Genomic DNA, 25,015 nt, shown 5'->3' on the forward strand with positions numbered 1-25,015 from the left:
ATTCCTACGCCGCTTTTATAGTTCGTCTCAACGGCGAAGGCGGGAGCCTGATGGCTATGTGGGATTCAGTTCGTGTTCTGGCTTTCGGGCGCGAGCTCACTATCGGAAACCAGCATTTATAGAAGGGTTACCTGTATTAGATAGAAGTCTAAGCGGCTTTAACGGATCAGCAATTCCACCCAGAACGTGCTGCCCACACCCGGTGTGCTGCTAACCCCGACGGTACCGTTCATCAATTCCGCCAGTTGTTTGGTAATTGCCAATCCAATACCGGTGCCTTCTATTTCGGTATTATCCGCACCCAGGCGCTGAAACGATTGGAATAACAATTGTTGTTGTTGCTCCGCCAGACCGTTGCCGGTATCGGTGATAGAAATTCTCACCCGGTTATCGTCCACCCGTCTGCTGCTCAAGTTGATGGAACCGTTGGGGCGATTGTATTTCACGGCGTTGGACAAAAAATTCAATAAAATTTGTTTGGCGCGTTTCGGGTCTGCTTGCAACTCAATGTTCTCGGGTAAGCAATTATCGACAATCAACGCCAGACCTTTATTTTGCGCCAAGGGTGTGATGAGGGTTTGGCAATCCTTGATCAGCTCCGCCAAATTGATGCTGCCGATATTCACGCTGATTTTGCCGGACTCGATTTTAGCCAGATCCAAAAGCTCGTTAATCAGCCCGAGCAAGTGCAGACCGGCCTTGAGTATTTCATTCACCGAGTCCAGGTGAGTTTCAGCCAAAGGATGTTCCTGGTCGTCCATTTGCATCAGCTGCGCAAAACCGATAATGGCATTTAGCGGGGTGCGTAATTCGTGGCTCATTTGCGACAGAAATTGGCTTTTGGCCAAGCTGACTTGTTCTGTCCGGTTAATCAATTCTCGCATTACCGTTTGTTCTTCGGCTTTTTTCAGCAGCATTTTCGCCATGAGCATCCGCTCGCCAATATCGTTGATGGTCAACACCGTGCCCATCAGTGCGCCCCGACTGCCTATCAAAGGAGCGATGGTCAGATTCGCGTTCATCGCATAATGGTCGGAAATGGATAAGCGGGTATTGCTGATTTTCAACGGTCCTTGATTGATGACGCTTTGTTGTATCAATTCTGCGATTCGATGCGGTTTGCCGTCTATTTCCAAACTAAAAATGTCGTCGATATTTTGACTGCTAGTCTTGGGACGTTTGCTGCCGATGATGTCCAGAGCGGCGGCATTCATGTATTCAATCGAGCCTTTGTTATCGGTGGTGATTACCCCATCGACGATAGCGTTTAAGGTGATATAGGCGCGCTTTCGTTCTGCGAATAAGGATTGGATCAGTTTCTCAAAATGCCGCCAGCTGCGCAGTGGATAGCTGATTATTAACACCAGTAATGCCACGGACGGTGCAAACCAATAGTGGCTGGTATGCAGTAAGACTAAGCAAAACAGTAAAATTGCCATGGACAGCATAGAAACCGCCAGCGCCAGCCAGCGCAGTGAAAAACAGGTGCTGATCTTGATGGCGATCCCGGCTATGACCAGGCTTAACAGAAATTGCCAATGGCCCGGCAGCGGTTGCCAAAGCGTTTGCTTAATCAGGCCATCCAAGCCGGCTGCGACGAAATCCACACCGCTCATGGGCCGACTACCGATAGCCAGAGGTGCCGGCAGGTCGCGTTCTATACCGCTGGCGGTGAGCCCGACCAATACGTATTTATCGGTGAATAATTGTCCGGACACATTACCTGATAATACGTCCAAATAAGAAACCCTAATGAAATCACTGTCCGGCGCAAAGAACGGCAACCACACCCGATAATCGCCATGTATGCTTTCTGGCGTTGTTTCGATCCGTAAGCCCGGTAAATTGGCAAGTATCTCCGGATGGCTCAACGCATAAATAGCCAGCGGCATCGCCGACCACTGCGAGTCGCCCAAGGACAATCGCAATAAAATGCTTCTACTGATGCCGTCTTTGTCCAAATCGACATTGGCGTGCCCCAGGACTGCATGTTTGGCATAGTCCGGCAAGGGCAGCGTTTCCACCATCTTGTTATCGTTTTGTTCGATAATTACCGGCAGTACGACCTGTCCATTATTGGCTAGAGCACGGCTTAAGTGCGCGTCCAACTCAGGATGTTGCCGATCCGCTTCGGAAAAAATAAAATCCAGCCCAATCGCCTTGGGTTTTGCCGGCGCCAGCGTTTCCAGTAGGCGAGCGTGAATATCTCTGGGCCAAGGCCAGCGCCCCAGTTTTCGTAGGCTTTTTTGATCGACTTCGATAATGACAATATCTTTTGAAGCCGGTGTAGCCAACAGCTTTAGTTGGGCATCATAAATCCACCGATCAAAGCGCCACAGTGCATCCGTATAGCTTAAGCCGACTGTAAACAGTATCAGCAGCAAGATGATCAATGATTTTTCGAAGCGGCAAGTCGCCATGGAATTTACTGTGAAAGTGGAAATACTAGGAAAAGTATACTAGTTGCAACCGCAAACAGTTAATGTAAAACAAGGCTTTCCGCTGTTAACGGCCTGACAGCAGGGCGCAAATTGTCTTGAACCCGCAACCCGCCACTATCAACGCTTGTTAGCTTTTAGCAGCGCTTTCAATCGATATAAAGCGTCCAATGCTTGCCGAGGACTTAAATGATCGGGATCGAGTTCTTCCAGCAGCACGACCGCCGGATGGCATTCCTGACTGGTGAATAAATCAAACTGGTTGATTTCGCTATGATTTTGCAGCTCGATATAGGCGGTGTTTTCCAGTTGGGCCAACTTGTTTTTGGCGTTGGCAATCACACTCTGCGGCACGCCGGCCAGTGCCGCCACTTGTAAACCGTAGCTTTGACTGGCCGGACCGTCTTTCACGGCATGTAAAAATACGATCTTGTCGCCGTGTTCCATCGCGTCCAAATGGATGTTATGGATATTGCCTTGTTCTTCGGCCAACGTGGTTAATTCGAAATAATGGGTCGCGAATAGCGTGAATGCCTGAGTGTGGCGAGCCAAATAATCGGCGCAAGCCCAAGCCAACGATAAGCCGTCGAAGGTGCTGGTACCGCGGCCGATTTCATCCATCAATATCAAGCTGTTGCTGGTGGCGTTATGCAGAATATTGGCGGTTTCCGACATTTCCACCATAAAAGTCGAGCGGCCGCTGGCCAAATCGTCGGACGCACCAATGCGGGTGAATATCTTGTCTATCGGTCCGCAGCGCAGTGCTTGCGCCGGCACATAACAGCCGATGTGAGCCATCAGCACAATCAATGCCGCTTGGCGCATATAAGTCGATTTACCGCCCATGTTCGGACCGGTGATCACCAGCATCCGCCGCTCTGTTGAGAAATTAAGATCGTTGGCGACGAAGGGAATACTGGATAGCGTTTCCACCACCAGATGCCGGCCGGCGATAATGTCGATGCCCGGCTGTTGGTCCAATATCGGTTGGGACAAGTTTAAGGTTTCGGCGCGTTCGGCAAAATTGACCAGCACATCCAGTTCGGCCAAGGCATTGGCGCACTGCTGCAGATCGAGTAACGCATTGCCTAGCGTTTCCAGCAACTGATCGTATAAGGCTTTCTCGAAGGACAGGGATTTTTCGCGGGCACTTAGCACCTTGTCTTCAAAAGATTTAAGCTCCGGCGTGATGTAGCGCTCCGCACCTTTCAGCGTTTGTTTGCGGGTGTAATGCACCGGGACTTTGTCGGCTTGGGCATTGGAAATCTCGATGTAATAACCGTGCACTCGGTTGTAATTGACCTTGAGTGTAGCGATACCTGTAGCCGCTCGTTCGCGCAGTTCCATATCGATCAGAAACTGGTCGGCGTTTTGACTGAGATTACGCAACTCGTCCAACTCAGGATGATAACCGGGGGCAATCACACCGCCGTCGCGAATCAGCACCGGCGGATTGTCTATGATGGCGCGTTGCAACAGGGCCAGTAATTGCGGTTGTTCGCGCAATTGCGTTCGCAGGCTTTCCAGATGCGGATTGTCGCTATCGGCCAGTTGGTTTTGCAGTTGCGGCAAAACCGCCAAGGTCTGTCGCAATACCAGTAAATCACGTGGTCGCGCTGACTTCAAAGCAATCCGAGAGCTAATCCGTTCTATATCGCCCACCTGACGCAGGCTGGCTTGTAGATCTTCATGTAAATGATTCAGCAACAGGCTGGCGATGCAGGCGTAACGGCCATTGACAACGGCATGATCGCGTAGCGGTCGGTGTATCCAACGCCGTAGGCAACGGCTGCCCATCGCGGTGGCGGTTTTGTCCAACACCCCCAACAAGGTGTATTGCATTTGGCCGCTGGGATGGCTGTCCAGCTCCAGATTACGGCGGCTGGCGGCGTCCAAGCTAATGCTGTCGTCGCTGTTCTCGACGCGGATGCCTTGAATATGGGGCAGGGCGCTTTGCTGGGTATCGCGGATGTATTGCAACAAACAACCTGCCGCGCAAATGGCCGACGGTAAATGTTCGCAGCCGTAGCCTTTTAAATCGTGGCTGTTGAACTGCTTTAAAATCAATAGCCGACAACTATCCAAGTCAAAATGCCAGGGCGGCCGTTTGCATAAGCCCCGGCGTTCCTTGATGGCCGACGGCAGTTTAATATCCTCGCTATACAACAATTCAGCCGGGTTCAAGCGCTCGATCTCGCTAAGTAGCTGGGTTTCGCTGTCCAATTGCTGTAGTGTAAATTTCCCGCTGCCTAAGTCCAGGCAAGCCAGCCCGAAGAACTTGTCGAATACGGCTAAAGCCACCAGCAGGTTGTCCTTGCGATCCTCCAACAACGCTTCGTCGGTGACAGTGCCTGGCGTGACGATGCGCACCACCTTGCGTTCTACTGGACCTTTGGATTTGGCCGGGTCGCCGATCTGCTCACAGATTGCAATCGATTCGCCTTGTTTAAGCAGGCGGGCGATGTAGTTTTCCGCTGCATGATAAGGAATGCCGGCCATAGGGATGGGTTGGCCGCCGGACTGCCCGCGAGCGGTCAGCGTAATATCCAATAACTGCGCGGCCTTTTTCGCATCATCGAAAAACAGCTCGTAGAAATCTCCCATTCGGTAAAACAACAGCGTGTCAGGCTGGCCGGATTTGATGCGCATATATTGTTGCATCATCGGGGTGTGCTGTGTTTTGTTGCCTTGCCTGCTGTCTTGTTTTGTTTGGATATTCATTCGTAAGTTAATGAAATAACAGATAATATGTCTATGTTGTGAGCCGGGTTCACTCCAGCTACACTTTTCAAAACTTCCCTGCACTTTGCTGTTTAGTATAGGTTTTAGTATAGGTTTTTTCGAGTTATACTCGTGTCATCGATCAACATAAAAAACCTATACTAAAATGCAATTCGATGCCCGCACCGCTAAAGCTTTGCAGCCAGGACAGCATATGGCTTTTGACGATTACCCAGGACTGCGTTTGTCTGCCATGGCAAAAGTGAGAACTTGGTTTTATCGGTATAGAAGCACTGTTGATGGACGCCTTAGGCAGGTGTCAATTGGTCATTGGCCATCTATGTCATTTCCCGTGGCTATTGTCGCTTGGGAAGCTTTGAAAAACCAGCGTGATTCTGGTAATGATCCTGTATTAGAGGCAAAGCAAGCTAAGTTAGAGGCAAAAGCTTTAATATTAAAACAAGAGGCGGCAAATTCTGAAAACGCTTATACAGTTAGAGTGCTGTGTGATGAATATTTAGCTGGACATGTTTGTCGCCACAGAGCCAAAAAAGGTTCTACTGAAATTACTAGGATGTTTAACACAATGCTGGGTGATATGGCGGATTTACCATCCACTGCAATTACCCGCTCAATGGCTTTTGATTTGATTCAAAAGTACGCCGCAATATCGCCCGTGCAGGCCGGAAAATTACGATGTGAGTTAGGAGCAGCATGGGATTATGCAATGGATGCCGGCAGACTACCTGAAGCTGCAGTAAATTGGTGGCGCTTAATTTTACGTGGAAAAATTAGATCAAAAGGAAAGACCATAGAAGGTAAGAACATCGGCGTGGTCAAACGCGTACTCACTGAAGACGAAATCGGTGAATTGATAGCTTGGCTTCCAAATTTCGCACCGATAATTACTGACGTTCTAATGTTATATCTTTGGACCGGAACTCGCGGCTCAGAAATTGTCGGCATGTCAGGAACTGAAATTAGTGAAGAGGGCGGTCAAGTTTGGTGGACGATACCGAAAATTAGAACGAAAAATGCTCGACATGAAACTGCTACAGATCAAAGGGTGCCCTTATTCGGTAGGGGGTTGGCAGTGGTGTTACGGCGGAAAAAATTGTATGGAGACGGTTTTCTATTTCCATCCCGTCATAAAGTGGGGCACATCGAACAAAAATACGTCACTGAACAGGTGTTTTATAGACAGCCCTATAGTCAGATACGCCCTGAGCAGGTGAGGCCTCGATTAACGGTGACTCATTGGGCACCGCATGATTTGCGACGGACTTCACGCACCTTGCTTGCAAAATTAGGATGTCCAGATTCCGTAGGTGAAACGATTCTCGGTCATATGTTACCCGGTGTGGTAGGAACTTATAATCGGCATCAATATGACGATGAAAAACGCCTATGGCTCTTTAATCTGTCAGAGCATCTTGAGTCATTGGCAAATTTCTAGATTTAGGTTTGCCGTTGCGTCCGCCTATTGCCGTATTAGGAGGGGGTAATAAATCGGAAACAGGACGCGACTCAGCCCATTCTTCAATTTCGCGTAGTAACCAGCAGGAACGGCGTGCAGATGCTTTACGAGGCTTAGGGAACTCATCGGCACGAATCAATGATTGGATGGTAGATTCAGAAAGCCCTGTGACTTCTGAAACCGCCTCAAGATCAATCATGATGGGTCTCAATACCGACTGATGTTTATGGGCGTTACTCATGTATTTGTTGTCTACCAATAAATAGGTCGCTCGTTCGATCCGGCCTTGTTTTAAATAAAGCAATGACCGGATTGGTTGCCATTTTATCTTATTCAGGATTCAAATATTTTTGGTTAACCTTCTCATAAATGTATTTTGCAGATGCTGCAGCGATCAGTGAGATCTTCACGGGCTTTTAACAAAACCCAAGATTGACATTGTGGACACTTCGAAAGTTGAACTCGTTTATCTTTGATGTCCTGTGCCACCACCCAAGCATCGGAAAACTCGAGTTGTCCCAAGGGATATGATTTTTTTTACGCATTAAAGTCAGTAATTAGCGTCTGGATTTGGCCTTCTTTCGATTTGGCCGTGGCAACCTGAAAACACACGGCGAAGATGGTTACATCTTTATACTTACGGCGACTACCGGTCAAACCTCGGGTTGAAAACTTGATCGATCCACGACTGGGCGATTGACCATGTAATTGATGATATGTCTGCCTCAATAACTTGATCGGAATTCCCGTTTCTTGATGTACGATTTTGACTTTCGCATTGAGATTGAGTAGTTCTATTGCCAAGGTTTGTTGTTGATATTTCATGAGCATTAGCTGCCTCCCTTAATCAATAGTGCCACTTAATCCGAGCATGGCTTCCGCCATTGGGGGAGAGTCTTTCTTGATGCTTTGGATAAATTGACTCGAAAACCGAGGGGTAAAACATAGCCAGTTGGAGCGGGCAATGAAATCGATGTCTTCTAGGGATAAGCACCCAACGGCTGATCGCATGGATTCGTCCGAAATTCCCAGCACCAATTCCGTCAATACTGAATTTTCTCTAGCGATTTCCCTAGCTTTGATGAGCCAGGCCTGATTCATGGTATAAATCTCTTCATCGCATCCCAGCTGATCGATCGTCGTCAATTTGTCAAAGTAGCCCTTCAGATTTTTGAATGCTGACTGCATAATGTTATCGACGTGCCCAGCCATATTGACTATTTTCAGTTTCGATTTCAGAAAATCGGATCCGAATTCAGCGACCAATGGCAAAAACAATTCCTGAAAGAACCCCTGGGTGATGTTTTTAACGTCCCTAAAATCAATTGTCAGCGACTGTTGATTGGCAAAGCATTCGCGAGCCAATCGCGCGAGATTTTTGCCATGAACCGACTGAGGAATTTGGGAACTGGTGGCTGTGACGACAACGATATGCATGCGACTTCTCCTTAGTAGCTGATGGAATGCCTAACGAGCGTTTGGTTTGTTCAATGTGAGCATTTTTGATTTTGCGGAAACCCAGCGCCGCCGACCTGAGCGATCAGTCCATACATCGCAGATTGGGCATTGGCTAAATGCGACCTCGGGATGAATCATTCCCAAGTAACGGGCGTGGCAACGCCCGCAAAAAATGAATACCAAATCACCCGCTGAGAGCAGGCCGATTAAATACCAAGCCCGGTTGATATCTAACGGATAATATTGGCTGGAAAGTGGTTGGATACATTGTCGATTGGGTAAAATTCTGGAAGCGACATTGCTGTAAATCTCGTAGGCCGCAACTAGTAAGGTTGCATTCAGGTTTGGGGTAGAAAGCCGGTGCCGAATGTCTTCAATAATGCTTAAAAATAAATAAGCATGAATATTGTTGAATGCTGAGCGAATGGCCCATTGATGATCATGTGGCAGCATGCCTTGTTTGGGCGATTTTCCTTGTATAGCTTTAAAAAATGTGATGCTTTGCTTTCGGGTTAGATGGCAGAGTTGGCTGACAATTGGCGGACGGGTGCCGAGTTGAATTAGCCTTTCCGCCAAGACCAAGTCTGCGCCTATATTTGACCTGCTTTTAAACGGCATTGGTTTCATCCGCAGTTCTAGTGATACAAGGTTGGAGGAGATCCACATAGGCAACCAGGGGCAAGTTGCTTGGGGTATAGACAGGCAATAACTGAATCACAGCGCGACTGCTTTCGGCGTGTTCACGAAGTTGCTCCTGTGTCATGCCGGCGAGACGGTCTATGCCAACTCGATCTAATCCAAATCGCCAGGCCGCTTCTTCAGGATTACTGCGCGCGCACTCTCTAGCAAGCATGAGATATTCGAAATTTAACCGGGCAAGATCTTCGTCCAGTGTTGACATAAACGCCTCTGAGTTGATTAACGACTGTTGTCGATATGCTAGGAGAGCAACGCGCAAATGTCTCGGTCGCAAAGTGACCTGATTTGGGTCACAAAGCTCCGGAAGCCTCGATTGATCTGATTTGGCGTTGTTGAAAATAATTGGCTTATTGGGTTGGTGATGCTTCTTTCGGCATGTGATGTGCGGCCAATTTGATAACGCCAGGCAATTTGCATGGTTTGATGGATTGAATGATTCTGAAATTCTTCTAACCTCGTTCTGCTTATTAGAGGCTTTGCCCACAACAAGTGGAGTCTTAATTGGCGTTTGACCTGAATAAGTGCTTTCCAAAATCATTTTTACTTCGCTCATCTCGCATTCGTTATGGAGGACATTGTTATGAATCGGCTATTCGCTAACCAGACCGCAACTACCGGTTACCTGGTTTGGGGTGGTTTATGCGCGAGGTAATTCAATGCTTGATCGATTGGTTGGATAGTGAGCCAAGCGATGAAAAAGGCCACCGCATATTGCGCGCGTTAGCTCAGGAATCGTTAAAGAAAGTGGATTTCGAAGAGTCGGAGCGACGTTTCACGGCCGATGTAATCGTCGCTGCTGTTGGTGAGTCCTTAGACAGTGCCGAACCTAAAAAATGGATCGACTGGCCGGGTTCGTTAAAAAAATATTGCGAAATCCGTGAACCGCAAATCATGGAGTTTGCCCGTAAGCGTAGGCTTTCGCATTATCCAAAGCCGGAGCGTAAAAGCACAAAGGGAGGGCCGGGACGACACACGACGTTTTATATCAAAGCTGAAACGGTTCCGGTGATATTGGAAGAAGACCAAGCAATCGAGGATGTTCGGGCTGGGAGCAACGTAGCCGATTTGCAAGCCAGCTATCAACTGACAGAATTGGGTGAAGTCAAACCCAGTTGGATCGCGAGTTGGTTATTTCGGCACGGACAAATCGAATTACGCCGATGGCATGTATGGGGCGTACTGGGCTGGTTGGCGACAATAGGCGGACTTGCATTGTTAATTGCCTATGCCGGATGGCTATCGTTATCCGTGCCTAGGCCGGTGACAACGCAAGATTTGACATTACTGGTCAGTATTTTCGCGATTCCCTATGGTTCCTGGGTAACTATCATCAAGCCTTGGATATTATTGTTGGATGACCGAATTGTCGTAGCCCATGAACTATTCACAAAGTTTTATGAACAGTCTGCGCAGTTCGAACTGCTTCGAGATGGAGATTTAAGAGTAATTCGGTTAGTTCGGTATTCGGCGCCATGTCCCATTTGTGGCGCCACTATTTATCTCGAAAAAGGCGAACCGGATTATCGACGGAGGTTAGTGGGACGGTGTTATGAAAGCCCGAGAGAGCATGTGTTTAGTTTTGATAGAATCACTCGTTGCGGGCGATTACTGGTTGATCGATAACTTGTCGAGAGGAGCTGCTGCCGCACCGTTTATTCTTATTTCAATACATTTCATTTGCCCTACGACTAGCTGCGGCATACAATCGCCGCTGGTTTTAAGGTTCCCGCTCTTGGCGGGTGAAACTGGAAGTCGGTTAAATGCCGACGCTGCCCCCGCAACGGTAGGTGATTCGTCACGAGCCCGGAGACAGGCCTAAAACTGTAGTCAACAGTATTGCGGAGGGCGATCTGTCAAATCGGTTTTTTTGGTTTGTCTTTCCCTCTGTTATTCCGTCCACCTTATTCGGAACAGACAACCATGAAAACACTCGCGGCATCTACCACCCTTTCTTCCTCAAAAATCCTGCCCGGCCTGAGTGCTATTGTTTTGGGCCTGACCGTCGTGTTAGGTTTGGGTTTCTTGCAGGACGCTAACAACTACCTGCATAACGCCGCCCACGACGGACGTCACAGCGCAGCTTTTCCTTGCCATTAACATGGCGGATTTTCGTAAGCTGGTCGCAGTCTCGCTACTGGCGGGACTATTGGGCGGCTTGTTACTCAGCGTGCTACAACACTATCAAACCTTGCCCTTGATTTTGGCCGCCGAACAATTCGAAACGGCATCGGCTGAGCATGTGCATGACTGGCAGCCGATGGATGGATGGCAACGCAATGGTTTTACCTTGCTGTTCAATGGCCTGACCGGCTTCGGCTTTGCCTTATTGATCAGTGCTTCCATGTATTGGCGAGACCAACGCGGTTATCTGTATGGACTCGGCTGGGGTTTGGCCGGTTATTTGGTATTTTTTGTCGCGCCATCATTGGGCTTGCCGCCGGAATTGCCCGGCACCGACAGCGCCGAAATACATAGTCGCCAAGTGTGGTGGCTTTTTACGGCCGCCGCTACCGCGATTGGCTTGTTTGGTCTTTTTTTGACCAAACAGCGCTGGCTGCAAATCGGCGGCGCTGGCTTACTGGCCTTACCGCATCTAATCGGCGCACCGCATCCGGAGGTTGCCCAGGCTTTAGCGCCCGAAGCCTTACAACAGCAATTTGTGGTGTTGACATCCATCAACAACGCTATTTTCTGGCTGACCTTGGGCGCCATATCGGGCAGATTGCTGCGTAAAGTGACATTTGAATGATGAGTGCCACTGCAACACGTCATTGCCCGGCGATATTAATCAGCGCCCCCGCCTCAGGCCAAGGCAAAACCACTATCACCGCAGCCTTGGCTTATTACCATCGCCAGCAAAACCGCAAGGTGCATGTGTTCAAAACCGGCCCGGATTTTATCGATCCGCAAATTCTTAGCTCTGCTTGCGGACAACCGGTCTATCAACTGGATTTATGGATGATGGGTGAGGCCCATTGTCGCGAGCTGCTTTATAACGCGGCAGCCGAAGCGGACATCATCTTGATTGAAGGTGTCATGGGCTTGTTCGACGGCGATAGCAGCAGCGCCGATTTGGCGCAAACGTTAAATGTGCCGGTGGCCGTTGTCATCGATGCGGGCGGCATGGCACAAACTTTTGCCGCCGTGGCTTACGGCTTAGCCCATTACCGTGCCAACTTGCCGTTTGCCGGAGTCATTGCCAACAAAGTCGGCAGTCCTGGTCATGCTAAATTACTGGAAGAAGCCTTGCTGGACAGCATGCCTTTGCTGGCTGCGATGGCGAAAGACGACGCGGTCGGCTTGCCGTCTCGGCACTTAGGCTTAATGCAGGCCGATGAAATTGGCGACCTCGATCTTCGTTTGACGCGCGCAGCCGAATTACTCAGTAGCCTTGCGCCATGCCGATTGCCGGAGCCCGTCGCCTTCGCGCCGATCACCGCCACAACGCCGTCACAATTGCTGGCCGGTAAACGGATTGCCATAGCCCGTGACGCCGCCTTTTCATTTATCTATCAGGCCAATCTGGATTGTTTGCAAGCCATGGGCGCTGAACTTAAGTTTTTCTCGCCGCTCGCAGACCAGGCATTACCCGAGGCAGACAGTGTCTACCTGCCCGGCGGTTACCCGGAACTACATCTACAAGCATTGGCCTACAATGTCGCGATGAAGCAATCGTTATATGCACATCATCAAGCCGGTAAACCGATTTACGCCGAATGCGGTGGCTTTTTATATTTGCTGGAACGCTTGACCGACAAAGACGGCAATGCGGCAGCGATGGCAGGATTACTACCCGGCAGCGCGCAAATGCAAAAACGCTTGGTGAATCTGGGCATGCACAGCTTGCAGTTGGAACAAGGTGAAATTCGAGGGCACAGCTTTCATCACTCGCAACTGGAAACGACACTGCAGCCGTTCACCGAATCGATCCCGCAACGCAATCGCAGCCGCAGCGAAAACTTTTACCGGGTGGGTTCATTGCAGGCGTCTTATCTGCATAACTATTTCCCATTCAACCCGCAGGTCGCGGCTGGATTTTTTCTATGAGCAGTCAGTCTACTCAGTCGAAGGTTTGGTTTGTTGGTGCAGGTCCCGGCGATCCAGATTTAATAACCGTCAAAGGCCGCGACTTAATCGCCAAGGCTGACGCCATTTTGTTTGCAGGTTCGTTAGTCCAAGCCGCCGCGACGCAATGGGCGCCAAGCACTTGCGTGATCAAAGATTCCAAAGACATGACTTTGGAGCAGATCACCGACTGGCTGATCGAACAAGCCGGTCCGGGCAAAACCGTAATTCGCCTGCAAACCGGCGACCCTGGCTTGTACGGCGCGCTGATCGAAATGGTGCAACCGCTGGATGCGGCCAACATTGCCGTCGAAGTAGTGCCGGGCGTGTCGTCGGCCTTTGCCGCGATGGCTTGCGCGGTGGAAAGCCTGACCTTGCCGGAAGTCACGCAGACCGTGATTTTAACCCGCGTTGAAGGCCGCACCCCAATGCCGGACGGTGAATCCTTGCAAGAACTGGCTAGTCATCACACCACGCTGTGCCTGTTCTTATCGATCACCTTGCTGTCCACGATCGAGCGCGAATTAAAAGCTGCCGGTTGGGCGGATGATGCCCCGGTATTGGTAGTCCATAAAGCCAGCTGGCCGGACGAACAACAGATTATTCGCGGCACGCTGGCTGATATTCGCGAACGCTGCCGGGCCGCCAAAATTAACAGCCAGGCGATGATCGTGGTCAGTCCAACGCTGGGCGCCCGGCATTGGCCCGAGTTAAAAAAATCCAAACTTTATGATGCTGGTTTTACGCATCGCTTTCGCCGCGCCGAGCGGCTAAACCCTAAGGAAAAGGCATGACGACCACCGTTCTCTTAGTCGGCCATGGTTCGCGCAACCAGGCAGGCAATCAAGAAATCCAAACCTTTCAGCAACAATGGCAGGCGCAACACCCCGACTGGCGCATTGATTTGTGCTACATCGAGCTTGCCGAGGTGCTGCTGGAAGAAGGTTTAAGCCGCGCCGCGCAAGGTTCGAGTCGCGTGATTGTGGTGCCGCTGATCATCAGTGCCGCCGGGCATGTGAAGATGGAGATTCCCGAGCATATCGAAGAAGCCCGCGAAAAATTCCCAACCGTCGAATTCATCTACGCCCCACATCTGGGCAGCAATGAAACCCTCCTGACCGTGCTGCAAAATCAATTGAAAAGCGCGCTCAAAACGTTGGCCATGCCGGATCCGAAAACCACCGGCGTGATCATTTTAGGCCGTGGTTCCTCCGACAAAGTCGCCAACGGCGAACTAGCAAAACTGGCGCGCTGGCTGTTTGAAACCACCGAACATGAACTGGTCGACATCGCCTTTACCGGGATTACCCATCCACGCCTGGAAACGGCAGTGCAACGTCAGGTGCGTTTGGGCATGTCGCAAATTGCCATTTTGCCCTATTACCTGTTCACCGGCCTGCTGATAGAACGCATCGGCAAACAAATCGAACGCTTGCAAAGCCAATATCCGCAGATTGCCTTCGGTGCCGGTACGTATTTTGGTTTTGATCCGGCCATTTTTAAATTGCTTGATCAACGGGTTACCGAAGCCTCCGACCCGGTCGCGCCGAAAATGCTGGAATGCGACGGCTGTCAGTACCGCGAGCAAGCCGAACATCACCACCATCATTAGAGTAGCCATGAGCCACAACATTCAAACCGAACAACTGACCCAGGCCGGGCAACAAATCGAACACGATTCCTTTGCCATCGTCGACCGCGAAGTCGGCGAGCACAATTATTCTGATGGCCAATGGCAAGTGGTGCGGCGCATGATCCACGCCACTGCCGATTTTGAATTCAATGGCCTGACCGAGTTTTCCGCGCATGCAGTCGAAGATGGTATTCAAGCCATTTTAAACGGTGCGCCGATCGTTGCCGACGTGGAAATGATTTGCGTCGGCTTATCGCAGCCGCGCCTGGCGCATTTTGGCATCAGCGCCCGCCAGTTCATCGCCGATGCGGATGTCATAGCCGCCGCCAAACAGGTCAACAGCACCCGCGCGGTACAAGCCATGCGTAAAGCGCAGCGCCTGGGTTTAATCGATGGTGGCATTGTCGCCGTCGGTAATGCACCCACCGCGTTGTTGGAAGTATTGCGGATGATCAAAGAAGACGGCATTAAACCGGCGCTGATCGTCGGCATGCCGGTCGGCTTTGTCTCGGCAGCGGAATCCAAGGATTTACTCGCCGAATTACACGATGTGCCATGGATCATCACCCGTGGACGTAAAGGCGGCTCGACCTTGGTCGTCGCGGCGATTCATGCCTTGTTGAGCTTGGCGGAAACCCGGCAGAAAAACGGCTGATAGCATGGCAATGCCGGAACGCAAACCCAAAGGTACCCGCCAGGGTTACACCACCGGCGCCTGTTCGGCGGCAGCTGCACGGGCGGCAGTGCAGGGTTTGCTAAATGGGCGTGTGCCGGACACTATCGACTGCGTGCTGCCCAACGGACAAGACGTGGCGTTCAAAGTCGAAGAAAGCTTCGTACAGAACGACCGAGCACATGCTGTCATCGAAAAAGACGCCGGCGACGATCCGGACTGCACCCATCACGCTCGGTTGACGGCGGATGTGATGTGGATAGAACAACCAGACACTATCGTATTGCAAGGCGGCGAGGGCATAGGCCTGATCACTCGGCCCGGTTTGGGGCTGGCGGTCGGCGGTCCGGCCATCAATCCGGTTCCGCGAAAAAATATCGAAGATAACATCCGTCAGATCGCCGCCGAAGCGCTAAAAACCCGAGGCTTACAGGTAACAATCTCGGTGCCGGGCGGCGAAGAGATGGCGAAAAAAACCCTGAACTATCGTTTGGGCATTATCGGCGGCATTTCGATTTTAGGTACGACCGGGATCGTGCATCCGTATTCCACGGCGGCATTTCGGGCCAGCGTGGTGCAAGGCGTGGAAGTGGCGGCCAATCAGGGGCAGGCTAGCGTGGTGCTGACCACCGGTGGCCGCACCGAGAAATTCGTGATGCGCGAATTGCCCGAGCTGGATGAAAGCTGTTTCGTGCAAATGGGCGACTTTCTAACACCCGCACTGGACGCCGCCGCTCGTTGCGGGATTCGAAACATCATCATCGGCGGCATGGTCGGCAAGCTGACCAAAATGGCCCAGGGTGAAACCATTACTCATGCCGGTCGCGCCCCGGTCGATGTGGAACTGGTCGCTGATATTGCCCGTAGCATCGGTGCGCCGGACGATGTGTGCGACGCCATCTCTGCTCAAGAAACCGCTCGCTACGCCTCCGAATGCATGGCCGAGTTGGGGTTGGAATACGAATTTCATGTCGAACTGGCTAATCGAGTCATCGCCACCTTGGAAAACCGTTATCCCGGCCATTTTCACATCAGTGTTCTGGTGTGTGATTTTGATGGCAACAAACTGGCCGAAGCCGGAAGGAATTGATCATGCAAGCGATGTGCAGTTTTATCGGCGTACTAGACAACGGCGTCACCAGCCTGAGCCAGGAGGCCTTGCAGGCATTGCGCGAAGCAAAGCATGTCATCGCCGGCAGCCGTCTGCTGGCAACGCTGGCCAAAGATATTACTCAGGCCAGACACTACGACTTAACCGGGCAACTCAAACAAGTGCCGGACTGGATCAATGTCGCGTTGGCGCAAAATGAAGCAGTAGCTGTACTAGCGACTGGTGATCCCTTGTGCCACGGCATCGCCGGTTTCCTGGCCGGCAAGCTGGAGTCCAGAAGGGTACGCATCTTGCCCAATCTAAGTACGATACAACTAGCCTTTGCCGAGTTGAAATTGTCTTGGCAAACCGCCGCTATCGTTTCGATCCACAGCAAGGATGCCGGTGAATGGCTGGGCGGGGCCACGCCGGAGCATGGCTTGTACGAATTAGCTCAGCGCTGCCGCCAACACGATTTGCTGGCGATATTGACCAGCCCGGACAACGCCCCAGCACGTATCGCCCGCTTATTGCAAATCGAAGGCTTGGCTGATGCGTTCGAAATGGCGATTGCTGAAGCTCTAAAGCAGCCGCAACAGCGAGTCAACGCCTGGCTGAGTATCGCGGAGGTCGCTCAAAGCCGTTATCTCGATCCCAACGTCGTCATTCTAAAACGCAAAACGGCTTTGTCCGCACCGGTATTGTTTGGCGTCAGCGACGACAGCTTTCAGCAGCGCAAGCCGGAAAAAGGCCTGATCACTAAACGCGAAGTGCGTGCGGTATCGTTGGCGAGGATGCAATTGGCGCGTCGAAGTATTGTCTGGGACATCGGCGCCGGCTCCGGATCGGTGGGTTTGGAGGCTGCGCGGCTGTGTTCCGAGGGTCATGTCTTTGCCATCGAAAAAAACGCCGATGACATGGCTAATGTCGAACAGAATCAGGCTGCCTGGGGTATCAGCAATTACAGCTTCGTGCATGGCAAGGCGCCGCAATTTCTCGACACCTGGCCCGATCCGGATGCAGTATTCATCGGCGGTTCCGGTGGCGAATTGGCGGAATTGATAGCCTTGTGTTTAGGGCGTTTGCGCCCGGCGGGTTGGCTGGTGATGAACTTCGTCACGCTGGAAAACCTGTCCACCGCCGTCGATACCCTGAAACAACTCGGCGCAGACTGGGACGTCTGTCAGATTCAAGCCTCGCGTAGTAGCCCGATTCTCAATATGCATCGCATGCAGGCCGAAAATCCAGTGTGGATCGTATCTGCCACCCATTCTTTACAGCCCATATTATGCGGTCACGATGAACACTAAACTCGGCACACTCTACGGCGTCTCACTCGGCCCCGGCGACCCTGGCCTGATTACCCGCCGTGCCTGGGACTTACTATCGGGGTCCCGGCACTGGACCTATCCGGTACGCAAGAAAAATAGCGACAGTTATGCCTTGAATATAGCCTTGCGCGCCGGCCTGAAACCGCCCGTCGAACATAGCGAGCTGCATTTTCCGATGACTCACGATGCCGAGATTCTGGCCCGTTACTGGCTGGCAGCAGCACAAACCGTGTTGGCACTATTACAACGCGGCGAGGATGTGTTGTTTCTGGTGGAAGGCGACGCCTCGACCTATTCCACTTTCGGCCATTTGCAACGCAGCGTGCGTGCTTTGCAAGCCGATGTCACCGTGGAAGTCGTGCCGGGGGTGTCGTCGTTTCATGCCGCTGCGGCGCGTAGTGGCGAACCGCTGGCTGATGTTGATGACACTATCGCCATCATCCCCGCCGGATACGGCATTGATCAGATTGAACGCCTGCTCGAGGATTTCGATACCTTGGTGCTGCTTAAGGTCAAACCTTTGCTGGACGATGTAATCGATTTGCTGCGCCGCCGTGATTTGCTCGGTCAAGGCTGGTTTATCGAAAAAGCCGGGGCGCCGGAAGAACGCATGGTGCACGACATCGCCAGCCTCGAGGGGCAAAAGGTCAATTATCTGTCGTTACTTATCATCAAAAACCCAGGCCGTCAGCGCAGCGAAATGCAGCGCGGTTGCCGCAAGAAAAAGGACTCAATCGATGAATGAAGTGCGTGTCGCCCTGGTGGCGATTACCAAACACGGCGCCGGGATTGCCACTCGCCTGGCACCACAACTCCCCGAAGCGGAGGTGGTGGTATCGGAGAAGCAATCCGAACATTTGGGTGATTTTGCCAATCCGCGTTGCGTGTATCAGGGGGCGTTGAGCGCGCACATCGGCGAGTTGTTCGCAGCCTACGACCAAATTATTTTTCTGGTGTCGCTGGGTGCGGTGGTACGGCTGATTGCGCCGCATCTTAAATCCAAGGATGAAGATCCCGGTGTGCTGGTGATAGACGATGCCGCCGAATTCGTGATTCCGGTGCTATCCGGCCATGTCGGCGGTGCCAATGCTTATGCCGAAAAAGTCGCCGCGTTGCTAAATGCCACGCCGGTGCTGACCACCGCGTCGGACGTGGGCAAAACCATTCCGGTGGATATTTTGGGCCGTGAACTGGGCTGGCAAGTGGAAGCCCCTAAGGTCAACATCACGCGTGTGTCGGCGGACGTGGTCAATCAACTGCCGATTGCCTTCGTGCAGGAAGCCGGCAGCTCAAATTGGTGGACGCGGCCATCGCCGTTACCGGCCAATATTCACCTGTTCCAGCGCTTTGAGGACGTCAACACCGAACAATACCGGTCAATTCTATGGGTCACACACCGGGCAATCGATCCGACTGTTTGGCAACAACTGGCTGAGCGACTGGTGGTGTATAGGCCGCCCAGGGATCAAGCGTAAGTGTATGAAAGTCATGATTGGCATGGGTTGCGACCGCAATGCCAGCCTGGATACCTTGCGGCAAGCCTTGGCCCAGGCCTTGTGGCGTTGCGGGCTCGATGTATCTACGGTAGCCGGTTTGGCCAGCATCGACAAAAAAAATGATGAAGCAGCCTTGTTACAACTAGCCCAGATATACGATTGGCCGCTGTATTTTTATCCGGCTGAGGCTCTGGCCACCATCCCGGTACCGAATCCATCCGAGGTGGTCATGAAATACATGGGTACTCCGGCTGTGGCGGAAGCGGCCGCTTTGAGAGCGGCCAATGCCGAATTGTCGGATTTACTGGTCGAGAAACATAAATATTGCGGCACGGACGGCAAGAACGCCACCGTTTCGATAGCGAGAATCAAATGAAAAAAGCAGGCAAAATTTTACTGGTGGGTATCGGCCCCGGCGCGCATGAGCACATGACTGCCCGCGCTCGCCAAGCGATTGCGGAAGCGGACGTGGTGATTGGTTACAGCACCTACATCAAACTGGTGCAAGACTTGCTCGATGGCAAGGAAGTCATCAAAAAAGGTATGACCGAAGAACTCGATCGCAGTATCGAAGCGTATGAACATGCCAAGCAGGGCAAAATCGTCGCTATGGTGTCGTCCGGCGACATCGGCGTTTACGGCATGGCCGGACCCACTTATGAACTGCTGCTGGACAGTGGCTGGACGCCGGATGATCCGATTCAAGTGGAAGTGGTGCCCGGTAGTACCGCATTGTCGAGTTGCGCATCCCTGGTCGGGGCGCCGCTGACCCATGATTTTTGTTCGATCTCGCTGTCCGACTTGTTGACGCCTTGGCCGGTGATCGCCCGCCGCCTGGAAAGCGCGGCGCGCGGGGATTTCGTGGTGGCTTTGTATAACCCGAAAAGCGGCCGTCGCACTCAACACATCGTCGAGGCGCAAAACATTCTGTTGCGCCATCGCAGCCCGGATACGCCGGTGGCCATCGTTAAATCCGGTTATCGGGCTCGTCAGCAGATACAGATCGTCCGTTTGGCGGAGATGGCGGATTGCGACATCGGCATGTTGACTACGGTCTTGGTCGGCAACCGCAGTACCTTTGTTCGTGAAGGGTTGATGGTGACGCCACGCGGCTATGCCAACAAATATGACGCCATGACCGGCGAAACCCGAGCAGGCGAACAGGCGGGGCGTTCGCTGAGCATGGGCCTGGAGGGCTGGAAAGCTTGTGTGCGGCAATATTTGCGCGACACACCCAAGGCGACTCTGCTACAGGCGGCAGCATACTTCGCGCAACCGCTGGCGGACATTCTCGACGCCGTCAGCCAATCCACGCTGGGCGACCAAGCCGGCCTGTTCTGTGCGCAACGTGCAACCGCAGACAGTCATGAACGTTTACTTGTGTCACTCCAGGGTTGGGGCAAATTACGCGCCGTGGTGCGCAGCGAAGCGGGCGCCGTGGCGGAATTGTTGATCAATGCTACTGATTTGCAAAGCAAAAATGGCTGGGTGAGTATCGTCAACGACGCCTTTCATTTGCACATCGACTGGCGCAGGGCGCAGCAGATTTGGTTTGTCAGCCGTGATGATCAAGCCAATGGCATTCAGGTGCTCGATCAACACGGCGACGCCTTATTCAACTTATGGTTAGTTGCTGACGAAGCAGGCTTCGATAGCGCCGCCCTACAGCATTACCGCGACGACCGAGCGCAATTTAGCGCCCCAACTGTTCTGAAATCTACCCACCATGACTGATAACATCATCCCCATGCCAGAAAAACCCAAAATGGGTGACTACAAACGCCACTTGTTGGTGTGTACCGGCCCCCGCTGCACTGAGGACGGCGAAGCACAGGCCTTGTTCGAAACCCTGGGAGACAAGTTTAAAGCAGCGGGTATCGACAAAGGCGAACTCCGGGTTAAGCGCACCCGCACCCACTGTTTTGCCACCTGCAAGTCTGGCCCCATCATGTGTGTACAGCCTGATGGCGTCTGGTATTACAACGTCAATGAAACCAATTTACAGCGCATCATTGATGAGCATTTGGTGGGCGGTCGACCTGTCGAAGCGCTGATTTATCATCAAAGTACTTGCTCGGTTCCATAGCAGTAAAACATAGCGTTATGGATTATTTTCCTCTTTTCTTAAAAGTTAAAGACCAAACGTGTTTAGTGGTAGGCGCTGGCGAAATTGCGGCGCGAAAAATTGAATTACTGCTCCGGGCTGGAGCCAACATCGTCGTTGTTGCTATGGAAATTGGTGGCGCGGTAGCCGCTATGCAACAGTCAAATCAAATCGTTATCCGTCAAAAAGCATTTACGCATGAGGATATAGACGGCATGGGACTCGTGGTTTCCGCTACCAATTGCCGCTCCACGAATGTAGAGATCTCCAAGTTGGCGAGTCAGCGGAAAATCCCCGTTAATGTGGTTGATGATCCGGCGTTATGTTCCTTTATATTCCCGGCCATTATTGATCGTTCGCCCCTACTTGTCGCCATATCCTCAAGTGGCGTATCTCCCGTATTAACGCGACTTTTACGGGCTAGGGTGGAAAGTGCCATTCCGGCATCGTTTGGCCTGTTGGTGCAATTGGCTGAAAAATTCAAATTATTGGTCAAACAACGCATTCCACAACCGAGTCTGCGTAGAGTTTTCTGGGAAAAGATTTTACAAGGGCCAGTGGCTGAATTAGTTTTTGTAGGCAAGCAGAACGAAGCGGAAGAACTGCTGCGGTCGCAACTGCAGCAGGCTGACCCTACAGCAAATCAGGGTGAAGTGTATTTAATAGGTGCCGGTCCTGGCGACCCCGATTTATTAACGTTTAAAGCCTTGCGTCTGCTGCAGCAGGCAGACGTTATTGTTTATGACCGGCTGGTTTCTATAGAAGTGCTCGATATGGCCCGACGAGACGCCGAGAAAATCTATGTCGGTAAACAGAGTGATAACCATAGCCTACCGCAGGAGTCGATTAATCAACTGTTAATTGATTTAGCCCTGGCCGGCAAACGGGTAGCCCGATTAAAGGGGGGCGATCCTTTTATCTTTGGTCGTGGGGCTGAAGAAATCGAGTCCTTTATACAACTAGGGATCAGCTTTCAGGTTGTGCCCGGCATTACTGCAGCGGCAGGCTGTGCCAGCTATGCGGGCATTCCGCTGACCCATCGCGATCATGCTCAATCCTGCACATTTGTCACCGGCCACTTAAAAGACGGCAGTATCAATCTCGACTGGCAGCAATTATCTCGTCCCAATCAAACCATTGTGATTTATATGGGACTGGCTGGATTGGCAACCATCTGCCGATCGCTGATCGAGTACGGTTGTCCGGCCAATCACCCCATTGCCGTCATTCAGGAAGGCACAACCCGGAACCAGCGGGTTTTAACCGGAACACTAGCGGATATGCCCAGTCGTGTGGAACAGGCCGAGATGACGCCGCCGACGCTGATTATTGTCGGTTCGGTAGTTACACTCCATCAACAATTGGATTGGTTTCAGCGTTCGGACTAAATCACAAGTGGAGGTTAGCATTACCCGAAACTGAGGCTTTTTGGTAAACGGTCTCATTAGGAACAATATGAGATTCTTAAAAACGAGCCAATCAACAGACGATAGCGGGTTTATGTTCAAGAACTGACGAAAATCAACCTCGGAGGCGGTGGAGCGGATTTACATCCAGGTTTCCAGGGCGGTTCGCGATTGTTGCCAGAGATTGGAAATCCCCCACGAGCGTTTCAGATTGTGGAACAAGGGTTCTATCCACCAGCGACGGGCGTAAAACTCGACCATCGCTTCGACCTGACAGTTCGGTTTCAGTCACCAACAACAGGCGCGGCTTTGCCCAGGATAGTTTTTTGTCGTCGTAAAACTCGCACCAGCCGGCCCGCACAGGTGCTCCTTTCAGGAAGCGGGCCAAGGCTAGCGCCGAACGTATTCGCGTTTGCCCTAGATGGTCAGCGACAACTCAATCGCCGGCAAGGTGGTGATCGCCTCCGCCGTCAGGCGTTGGCCATACTTCCGCGGTCGGCCACGACCAGACTTGCCGGACATGTCGGGCGGCAAAAACAAGGCGGATCGATGCGGGCTTGGGTAATGGCCTGGATGCCACGGCTGAGCAACGGCAAAACCAAACGGCCGCGCATGAACCATGAGTCGCATAACAACCGTGTCGGCACCGTCTGTGTTGTTGCCAAGACTCGCGCAAGGCTAATGCGAGGGGCAGCTTGTTACGATTGCCGGTGTCTGACACCAAACGCGAAAAAATCTGCAGCACCAACTTAGCCTTGTTGTGACCCAAGACGCTGACGCTAAGCGTCGCCCAACATTGTGCCTGCACGAAATCAGGGCGACTGGTTTTGTGCTCATGATCGTGGCGCATCGCCAGTGTATCGTCGATCACCAAGTTCAGGGTTTGCACCGGCAACACTAGGCAGGCGCGCAGCAATCTGATGAAGGTCGCCCGCGAACGCGGCGGCACGGCGGGAAGCAAGGCGGAAATCCATTGGGACAGAAAATGGCTACTACGCAGAGAAAAGGACATGAAGTGAACCCGGAGCAAATAAATGCTCCATGGGCCGCCACTCGACAATCTATCAATGGGTTGTCGAGTGGCGGCCGCGCGGGTTAGGTATTATATTAACTACTTTTTTACGCAACGTGAAAAAGCCATGCACAAAAAAGCCGCCGACCCTAACGGATCTGGCGGCTGAATGTCTAAAGTTGATTTTTCACTATCCATGAATGGAGCTTTAATTTGATTTCATTTGCGGTGATTAAGGAGAGCGCATTATTCGGCTGGATAATGTGTATTAGTCACGACTTGATCTGACACATCGACTTGAAAAGATGAGAGTTACCGGTTTTGATAGGGGTGTCGAATCCTTACACAAAACACAAAAGGTAACTCTCATGATCCATACAAACAATCCGATCATTAAACACAAAGCGGGGCTGTTAAATTTAGCCCAAGAACTGAATAACGTCTCCAGAGCCTGCAAGGTGATGGGTGTCTCGCGCGATACGTTTTATCGTTATCAAGAGCTGGTAGCCGAAGGTGGCATTGATGCCTTAATCGACAAAAACCGCCGGTCTCCGAATCTGAAGAATCGCGTCGATGAAAGCATTGAGCTGGCAGTGAAAGCCTATGCGGTTGAGTGGCCAGCGCATGGACAGCATCGAACCAGTAATGAACTGCGTAAACAAGGGGTATTCGTATCCGGCAGCGGCGTTCGCTCCATCTGGTTACGGCATGACCTGGAGAACTTTAAAAAGAGGCTTAAAGCACTGGAAGCCAAGGTAGCCGCCGAAGGGTTAATGCTGAGCGATGCGCAGATTGCGGCGTTGGAGAAAAAGCAGCAGGATGATCAAGCCTGCGGCGAAATCGAAACAGCCCATCCCGGTTACCTGGGTTCGCAGGATACCTTTTACGTTGGCAACCTCAAAGGGGTTGGGCGGATTTACCAGCAGACTTACGTGGACACCTACAGCAAAGTCGCTCACTGCAAACTGTACACCACCAAAACGCCGATTACTGCCGCGGACATCCTGAATGACAAAGTATTGCCGTTCTATGAAGCCAACGCATTACCCGTTCTACGCATTCTGACGGATCGCGGCACAGAATATTGTGGCAAGGTCGAACAGCATGATTATCAGCTATACCTGGCGATCAACGACATCGACCATACCAAAACCAAGGCCATGTCGCCGCAAACCAATGGGATTTGCGAACGCTTCCACAAGACCATCTTGCAGGAGTTCTATCAGGTCACGTTCCGCAAAAAGCTCTATAGCGACCTGGATGAACTCCAAAAAGATCTGGACGAATGGCTGGTTTATTACAACAATGACCGAACTCATCAGGGCAGAATGTGCAACGGCAGAACGCCGATGGATACCTTGCTGGATGGAAAACAGATTTGGGCTCAAAAAAATCTGAACCAAATCTAATCT

Annotated in this window: 26 protein-coding genes and 1 riboswitch; of the genes, 17 read left to right on the plus strand and 9 right to left on the minus strand. The window is 51.8% G+C overall.

The features are described 5' to 3' along the window. Positions 1 to 158: 158 nt before the first annotated feature. Both JWZ98_RS10400 and mutS read right to left on the minus strand, forming a co-directional pair. Positions 159 to 2,420: a CHASE2 domain-containing protein gene (locus JWZ98_RS10400; protein WP_205454218.1), complete on the minus strand. Its 2,262-nt coding sequence runs from the start codon at positions 2,418 to 2,420 to the stop codon at positions 159 to 161. Positions 2,421 to 2,558: 138 nt separating this feature from the next. After that, positions 2,559 to 5,159 carry a DNA mismatch repair protein MutS gene (gene mutS / locus JWZ98_RS10405; protein ID WP_033158765.1) on the minus strand — a complete coding sequence of 867 codons (2,601 nt, stop codon included), beginning with the start codon at positions 5,157 to 5,159 and terminating at the stop codon, positions 2,559 to 2,561. A gap of 166 nt (positions 5,160 to 5,325) precedes the next feature. On the opposite strand from mutS, the gene JWZ98_RS10410 reads away from it, so the two are divergent. After that, positions 5,326 to 6,615: a tyrosine-type recombinase/integrase gene (locus JWZ98_RS10410; RefSeq protein WP_101052973.1), complete on the plus strand. Its 1,290-nt coding sequence runs from the start codon at positions 5,326 to 5,328 to the stop codon at positions 6,613 to 6,615. Here the strand turns inward: JWZ98_RS10410 and JWZ98_RS10415 are convergent. The 5 genes from JWZ98_RS10415 to JWZ98_RS23155 all read right to left on the minus strand — a co-directional run bounded on the left by JWZ98_RS10415 (position 6,575) and on the right by JWZ98_RS23155 (position 9,346). Next, positions 6,575 to 6,835, minus strand: coding sequence for an AlpA family phage regulatory protein (locus tag JWZ98_RS10415; protein WP_203531396.1), 261 nt, complete (start codon positions 6,833 to 6,835; stop codon positions 6,575 to 6,577). The genes JWZ98_RS10410 and JWZ98_RS10415 overlap by 41 nt on opposite strands. Before the next feature lie 338 nt (positions 6,836 to 7,173). Further along, positions 7,174 to 7,467: a FlhC family transcriptional regulator gene (locus JWZ98_RS23150; RefSeq protein ID WP_240348308.1), complete on the minus strand. Its 294-nt coding sequence runs from the start codon at positions 7,465 to 7,467 to the stop codon at positions 7,174 to 7,176. 12 nt (positions 7,468 to 7,479) lie between these two features. Continuing rightward, the gene (locus tag JWZ98_RS10425; protein WP_033158762.1) at positions 7,480 to 8,073 is read right to left on the minus strand and encodes an STAS-like domain-containing protein; all 594 of its coding nucleotides are present in this window, start codon (positions 8,071 to 8,073) and stop codon (positions 7,480 to 7,482) included. A gap of 30 nt (positions 8,074 to 8,103) precedes the next feature. Beyond that, positions 8,104 to 8,721 carry a FlhC family transcriptional regulator gene (locus tag JWZ98_RS10430; RefSeq protein ID WP_205454219.1) on the minus strand — a complete coding sequence of 206 codons (618 nt, stop codon included), beginning with the start codon at positions 8,719 to 8,721 and terminating at the stop codon, positions 8,104 to 8,106. Continuing rightward, on the minus strand, positions 8,702 to 9,346 hold the full coding sequence (locus tag JWZ98_RS23155) for a flagellar transcriptional regulator FlhD (protein ID WP_240348310.1): 645 nt from the start codon (positions 9,344 to 9,346) through the stop codon (positions 8,702 to 8,704). The genes JWZ98_RS10430 and JWZ98_RS23155 overlap by 20 nt, the downstream gene beginning before the upstream one ends. Before the next feature lie 86 nt (positions 9,347 to 9,432). On the opposite strand from JWZ98_RS23155, the gene JWZ98_RS10440 reads away from it, so the two are divergent. The 15 genes from JWZ98_RS10440 (at position 9,433) to cysG (ending at position 22,573) form a co-directional block, all read left to right on the plus strand. After that, a complete protein-coding gene (locus tag JWZ98_RS10440; RefSeq protein ID WP_205454220.1) occupies positions 9,433 to 10,416 on the plus strand; it encodes a hypothetical protein in 984 nt (327 codons plus the stop codon). An 80-nt stretch (positions 10,417 to 10,496) separates the two neighbouring features. Next, positions 10,497 to 10,627: riboswitch (cobalamin riboswitch) on the plus strand. Between the two features lie 86 nt (positions 10,628 to 10,713). Then, entirely contained in the window at positions 10,714 to 10,890 is a 177-nt protein-coding gene (locus JWZ98_RS10445; protein ID WP_081607879.1) for a CbtB domain-containing protein, read from the plus strand. Between the two features lies 1 nt (position 10,891). Beyond that, the gene (locus JWZ98_RS10450) at positions 10,892 to 11,542 is read left to right on the plus strand and encodes a CbtA family protein (RefSeq protein WP_205454221.1); all 651 of its coding nucleotides are present in this window, start codon (positions 10,892 to 10,894) and stop codon (positions 11,540 to 11,542) included. Further along, positions 11,539 to 12,840, plus strand: a complete 1,302-nt coding sequence (locus JWZ98_RS10455) for a cobyrinate a,c-diamide synthase (RefSeq protein ID WP_346015194.1) — start codon at positions 11,539 to 11,541, stop codon at positions 12,838 to 12,840. Before JWZ98_RS10450 ends, JWZ98_RS10455 begins: the two co-directional genes overlap by 4 nt. Continuing rightward, positions 12,837 to 13,652, plus strand: coding sequence for a precorrin-4 C(11)-methyltransferase (cobM, locus tag JWZ98_RS10460; RefSeq protein ID WP_205454222.1), 816 nt, complete (start codon positions 12,837 to 12,839; stop codon positions 13,650 to 13,652). The genes JWZ98_RS10455 and cobM overlap by 4 nt, the downstream gene beginning before the upstream one ends. Next, positions 13,649 to 14,470 carry a sirohydrochlorin chelatase gene (locus tag JWZ98_RS10465; RefSeq protein ID WP_205454223.1) on the plus strand — a complete coding sequence of 274 codons (822 nt, stop codon included), beginning with the start codon at positions 13,649 to 13,651 and terminating at the stop codon, positions 14,468 to 14,470. The genes cobM and JWZ98_RS10465 overlap by 4 nt, the downstream gene beginning before the upstream one ends. A gap of 7 nt (positions 14,471 to 14,477) precedes the next feature. Beyond that, positions 14,478 to 15,146, plus strand: a complete 669-nt coding sequence (locus tag JWZ98_RS10470; RefSeq protein WP_205454224.1) for a precorrin-8X methylmutase — start codon at positions 14,478 to 14,480, stop codon at positions 15,144 to 15,146. 4 nt (positions 15,147 to 15,150) lie between these two features. Further along, positions 15,151 to 16,254, plus strand: coding sequence for a cobalt-precorrin-5B (C(1))-methyltransferase (locus JWZ98_RS10475; RefSeq protein WP_240348311.1), 1,104 nt, complete (start codon positions 15,151 to 15,153; stop codon positions 16,252 to 16,254). Between the two features lie 2 nt (positions 16,255 to 16,256). Beyond that, positions 16,257 to 17,564 carry a precorrin-6y C5,15-methyltransferase (decarboxylating) subunit CbiE gene (gene cbiE / locus JWZ98_RS10480; protein ID WP_205454225.1) on the plus strand — a complete coding sequence of 436 codons (1,308 nt, stop codon included), beginning with the start codon at positions 16,257 to 16,259 and terminating at the stop codon, positions 17,562 to 17,564. Then, positions 17,554 to 18,330, plus strand: coding sequence for a precorrin-2 C(20)-methyltransferase (gene cobI / locus JWZ98_RS10485; RefSeq protein ID WP_205454226.1), 777 nt, complete (start codon positions 17,554 to 17,556; stop codon positions 18,328 to 18,330). The genes cbiE and cobI overlap by 11 nt, the downstream gene beginning before the upstream one ends. Then, the gene (locus tag JWZ98_RS10490) at positions 18,323 to 19,060 is read left to right on the plus strand and encodes a cobalamin biosynthesis central domain-containing protein (RefSeq protein WP_205454227.1); all 738 of its coding nucleotides are present in this window, start codon (positions 18,323 to 18,325) and stop codon (positions 19,058 to 19,060) included. The genes cobI and JWZ98_RS10490 overlap by 8 nt, the downstream gene beginning before the upstream one ends. 4 nt (positions 19,061 to 19,064) lie before the next feature. Continuing rightward, positions 19,065 to 19,457 carry a cobalamin biosynthesis protein gene (locus tag JWZ98_RS10495; protein WP_033158750.1) on the plus strand — a complete coding sequence of 131 codons (393 nt, stop codon included), beginning with the start codon at positions 19,065 to 19,067 and terminating at the stop codon, positions 19,455 to 19,457. Continuing rightward, complete coding sequence (gene cobJ / locus JWZ98_RS10500; RefSeq protein ID WP_205454228.1) at positions 19,454 to 20,815, plus strand: precorrin-3B C(17)-methyltransferase; 1,362 nt, start codon at positions 19,454 to 19,456, stop codon at positions 20,813 to 20,815. The genes JWZ98_RS10495 and cobJ overlap by 4 nt, the downstream gene beginning before the upstream one ends. Beyond that, positions 20,808 to 21,167: an NAD(P)H-dependent oxidoreductase subunit E gene (locus JWZ98_RS10505; RefSeq protein ID WP_205454229.1), complete on the plus strand. Its 360-nt coding sequence runs from the start codon at positions 20,808 to 20,810 to the stop codon at positions 21,165 to 21,167. The genes cobJ and JWZ98_RS10505 overlap by 8 nt, the downstream gene beginning before the upstream one ends. Before the next feature lie 17 nt (positions 21,168 to 21,184). Continuing rightward, complete coding sequence (gene cysG, locus JWZ98_RS10510; protein ID WP_205454431.1) at positions 21,185 to 22,573, plus strand: siroheme synthase CysG; 1,389 nt, start codon at positions 21,185 to 21,187, stop codon at positions 22,571 to 22,573. Positions 22,574 to 22,732: 159 nt separating this feature from the next. Here the strand turns inward: cysG and JWZ98_RS10515 are convergent, their stop codons facing one another. After that, positions 22,733 to 22,852 carry a transposase gene (locus tag JWZ98_RS10515; RefSeq protein ID WP_117433616.1) on the minus strand — a complete coding sequence of 40 codons (120 nt, stop codon included), beginning with the start codon at positions 22,850 to 22,852 and terminating at the stop codon, positions 22,733 to 22,735. 175 nt (positions 22,853 to 23,027) lie between these two features. After that, complete coding sequence (locus tag JWZ98_RS10520; protein ID WP_205454230.1) at positions 23,028 to 23,603, minus strand: hypothetical protein; 576 nt, start codon at positions 23,601 to 23,603, stop codon at positions 23,028 to 23,030. Positions 23,604 to 23,971: 368 nt separating this feature from the next. Between JWZ98_RS10520 and JWZ98_RS10525 the strand changes: the two genes are divergently transcribed. Further along, complete coding sequence (locus tag JWZ98_RS10525) at positions 23,972 to 25,012, plus strand: IS481 family transposase (protein ID WP_205450216.1); 1,041 nt, start codon at positions 23,972 to 23,974, stop codon at positions 25,010 to 25,012. The last annotated feature ends 3 nt before the right edge of the window (positions 25,013 to 25,015 follow it).

The sequence above is a fragment of the Methylomonas sp. EFPC1 genome, from assembly GCF_016925515.1.
In the GTDB taxonomy this organism is placed as follows: Bacteria; Pseudomonadota; Gammaproteobacteria; order Methylococcales; family Methylomonadaceae; genus Methylomonas; species Methylomonas defluvii.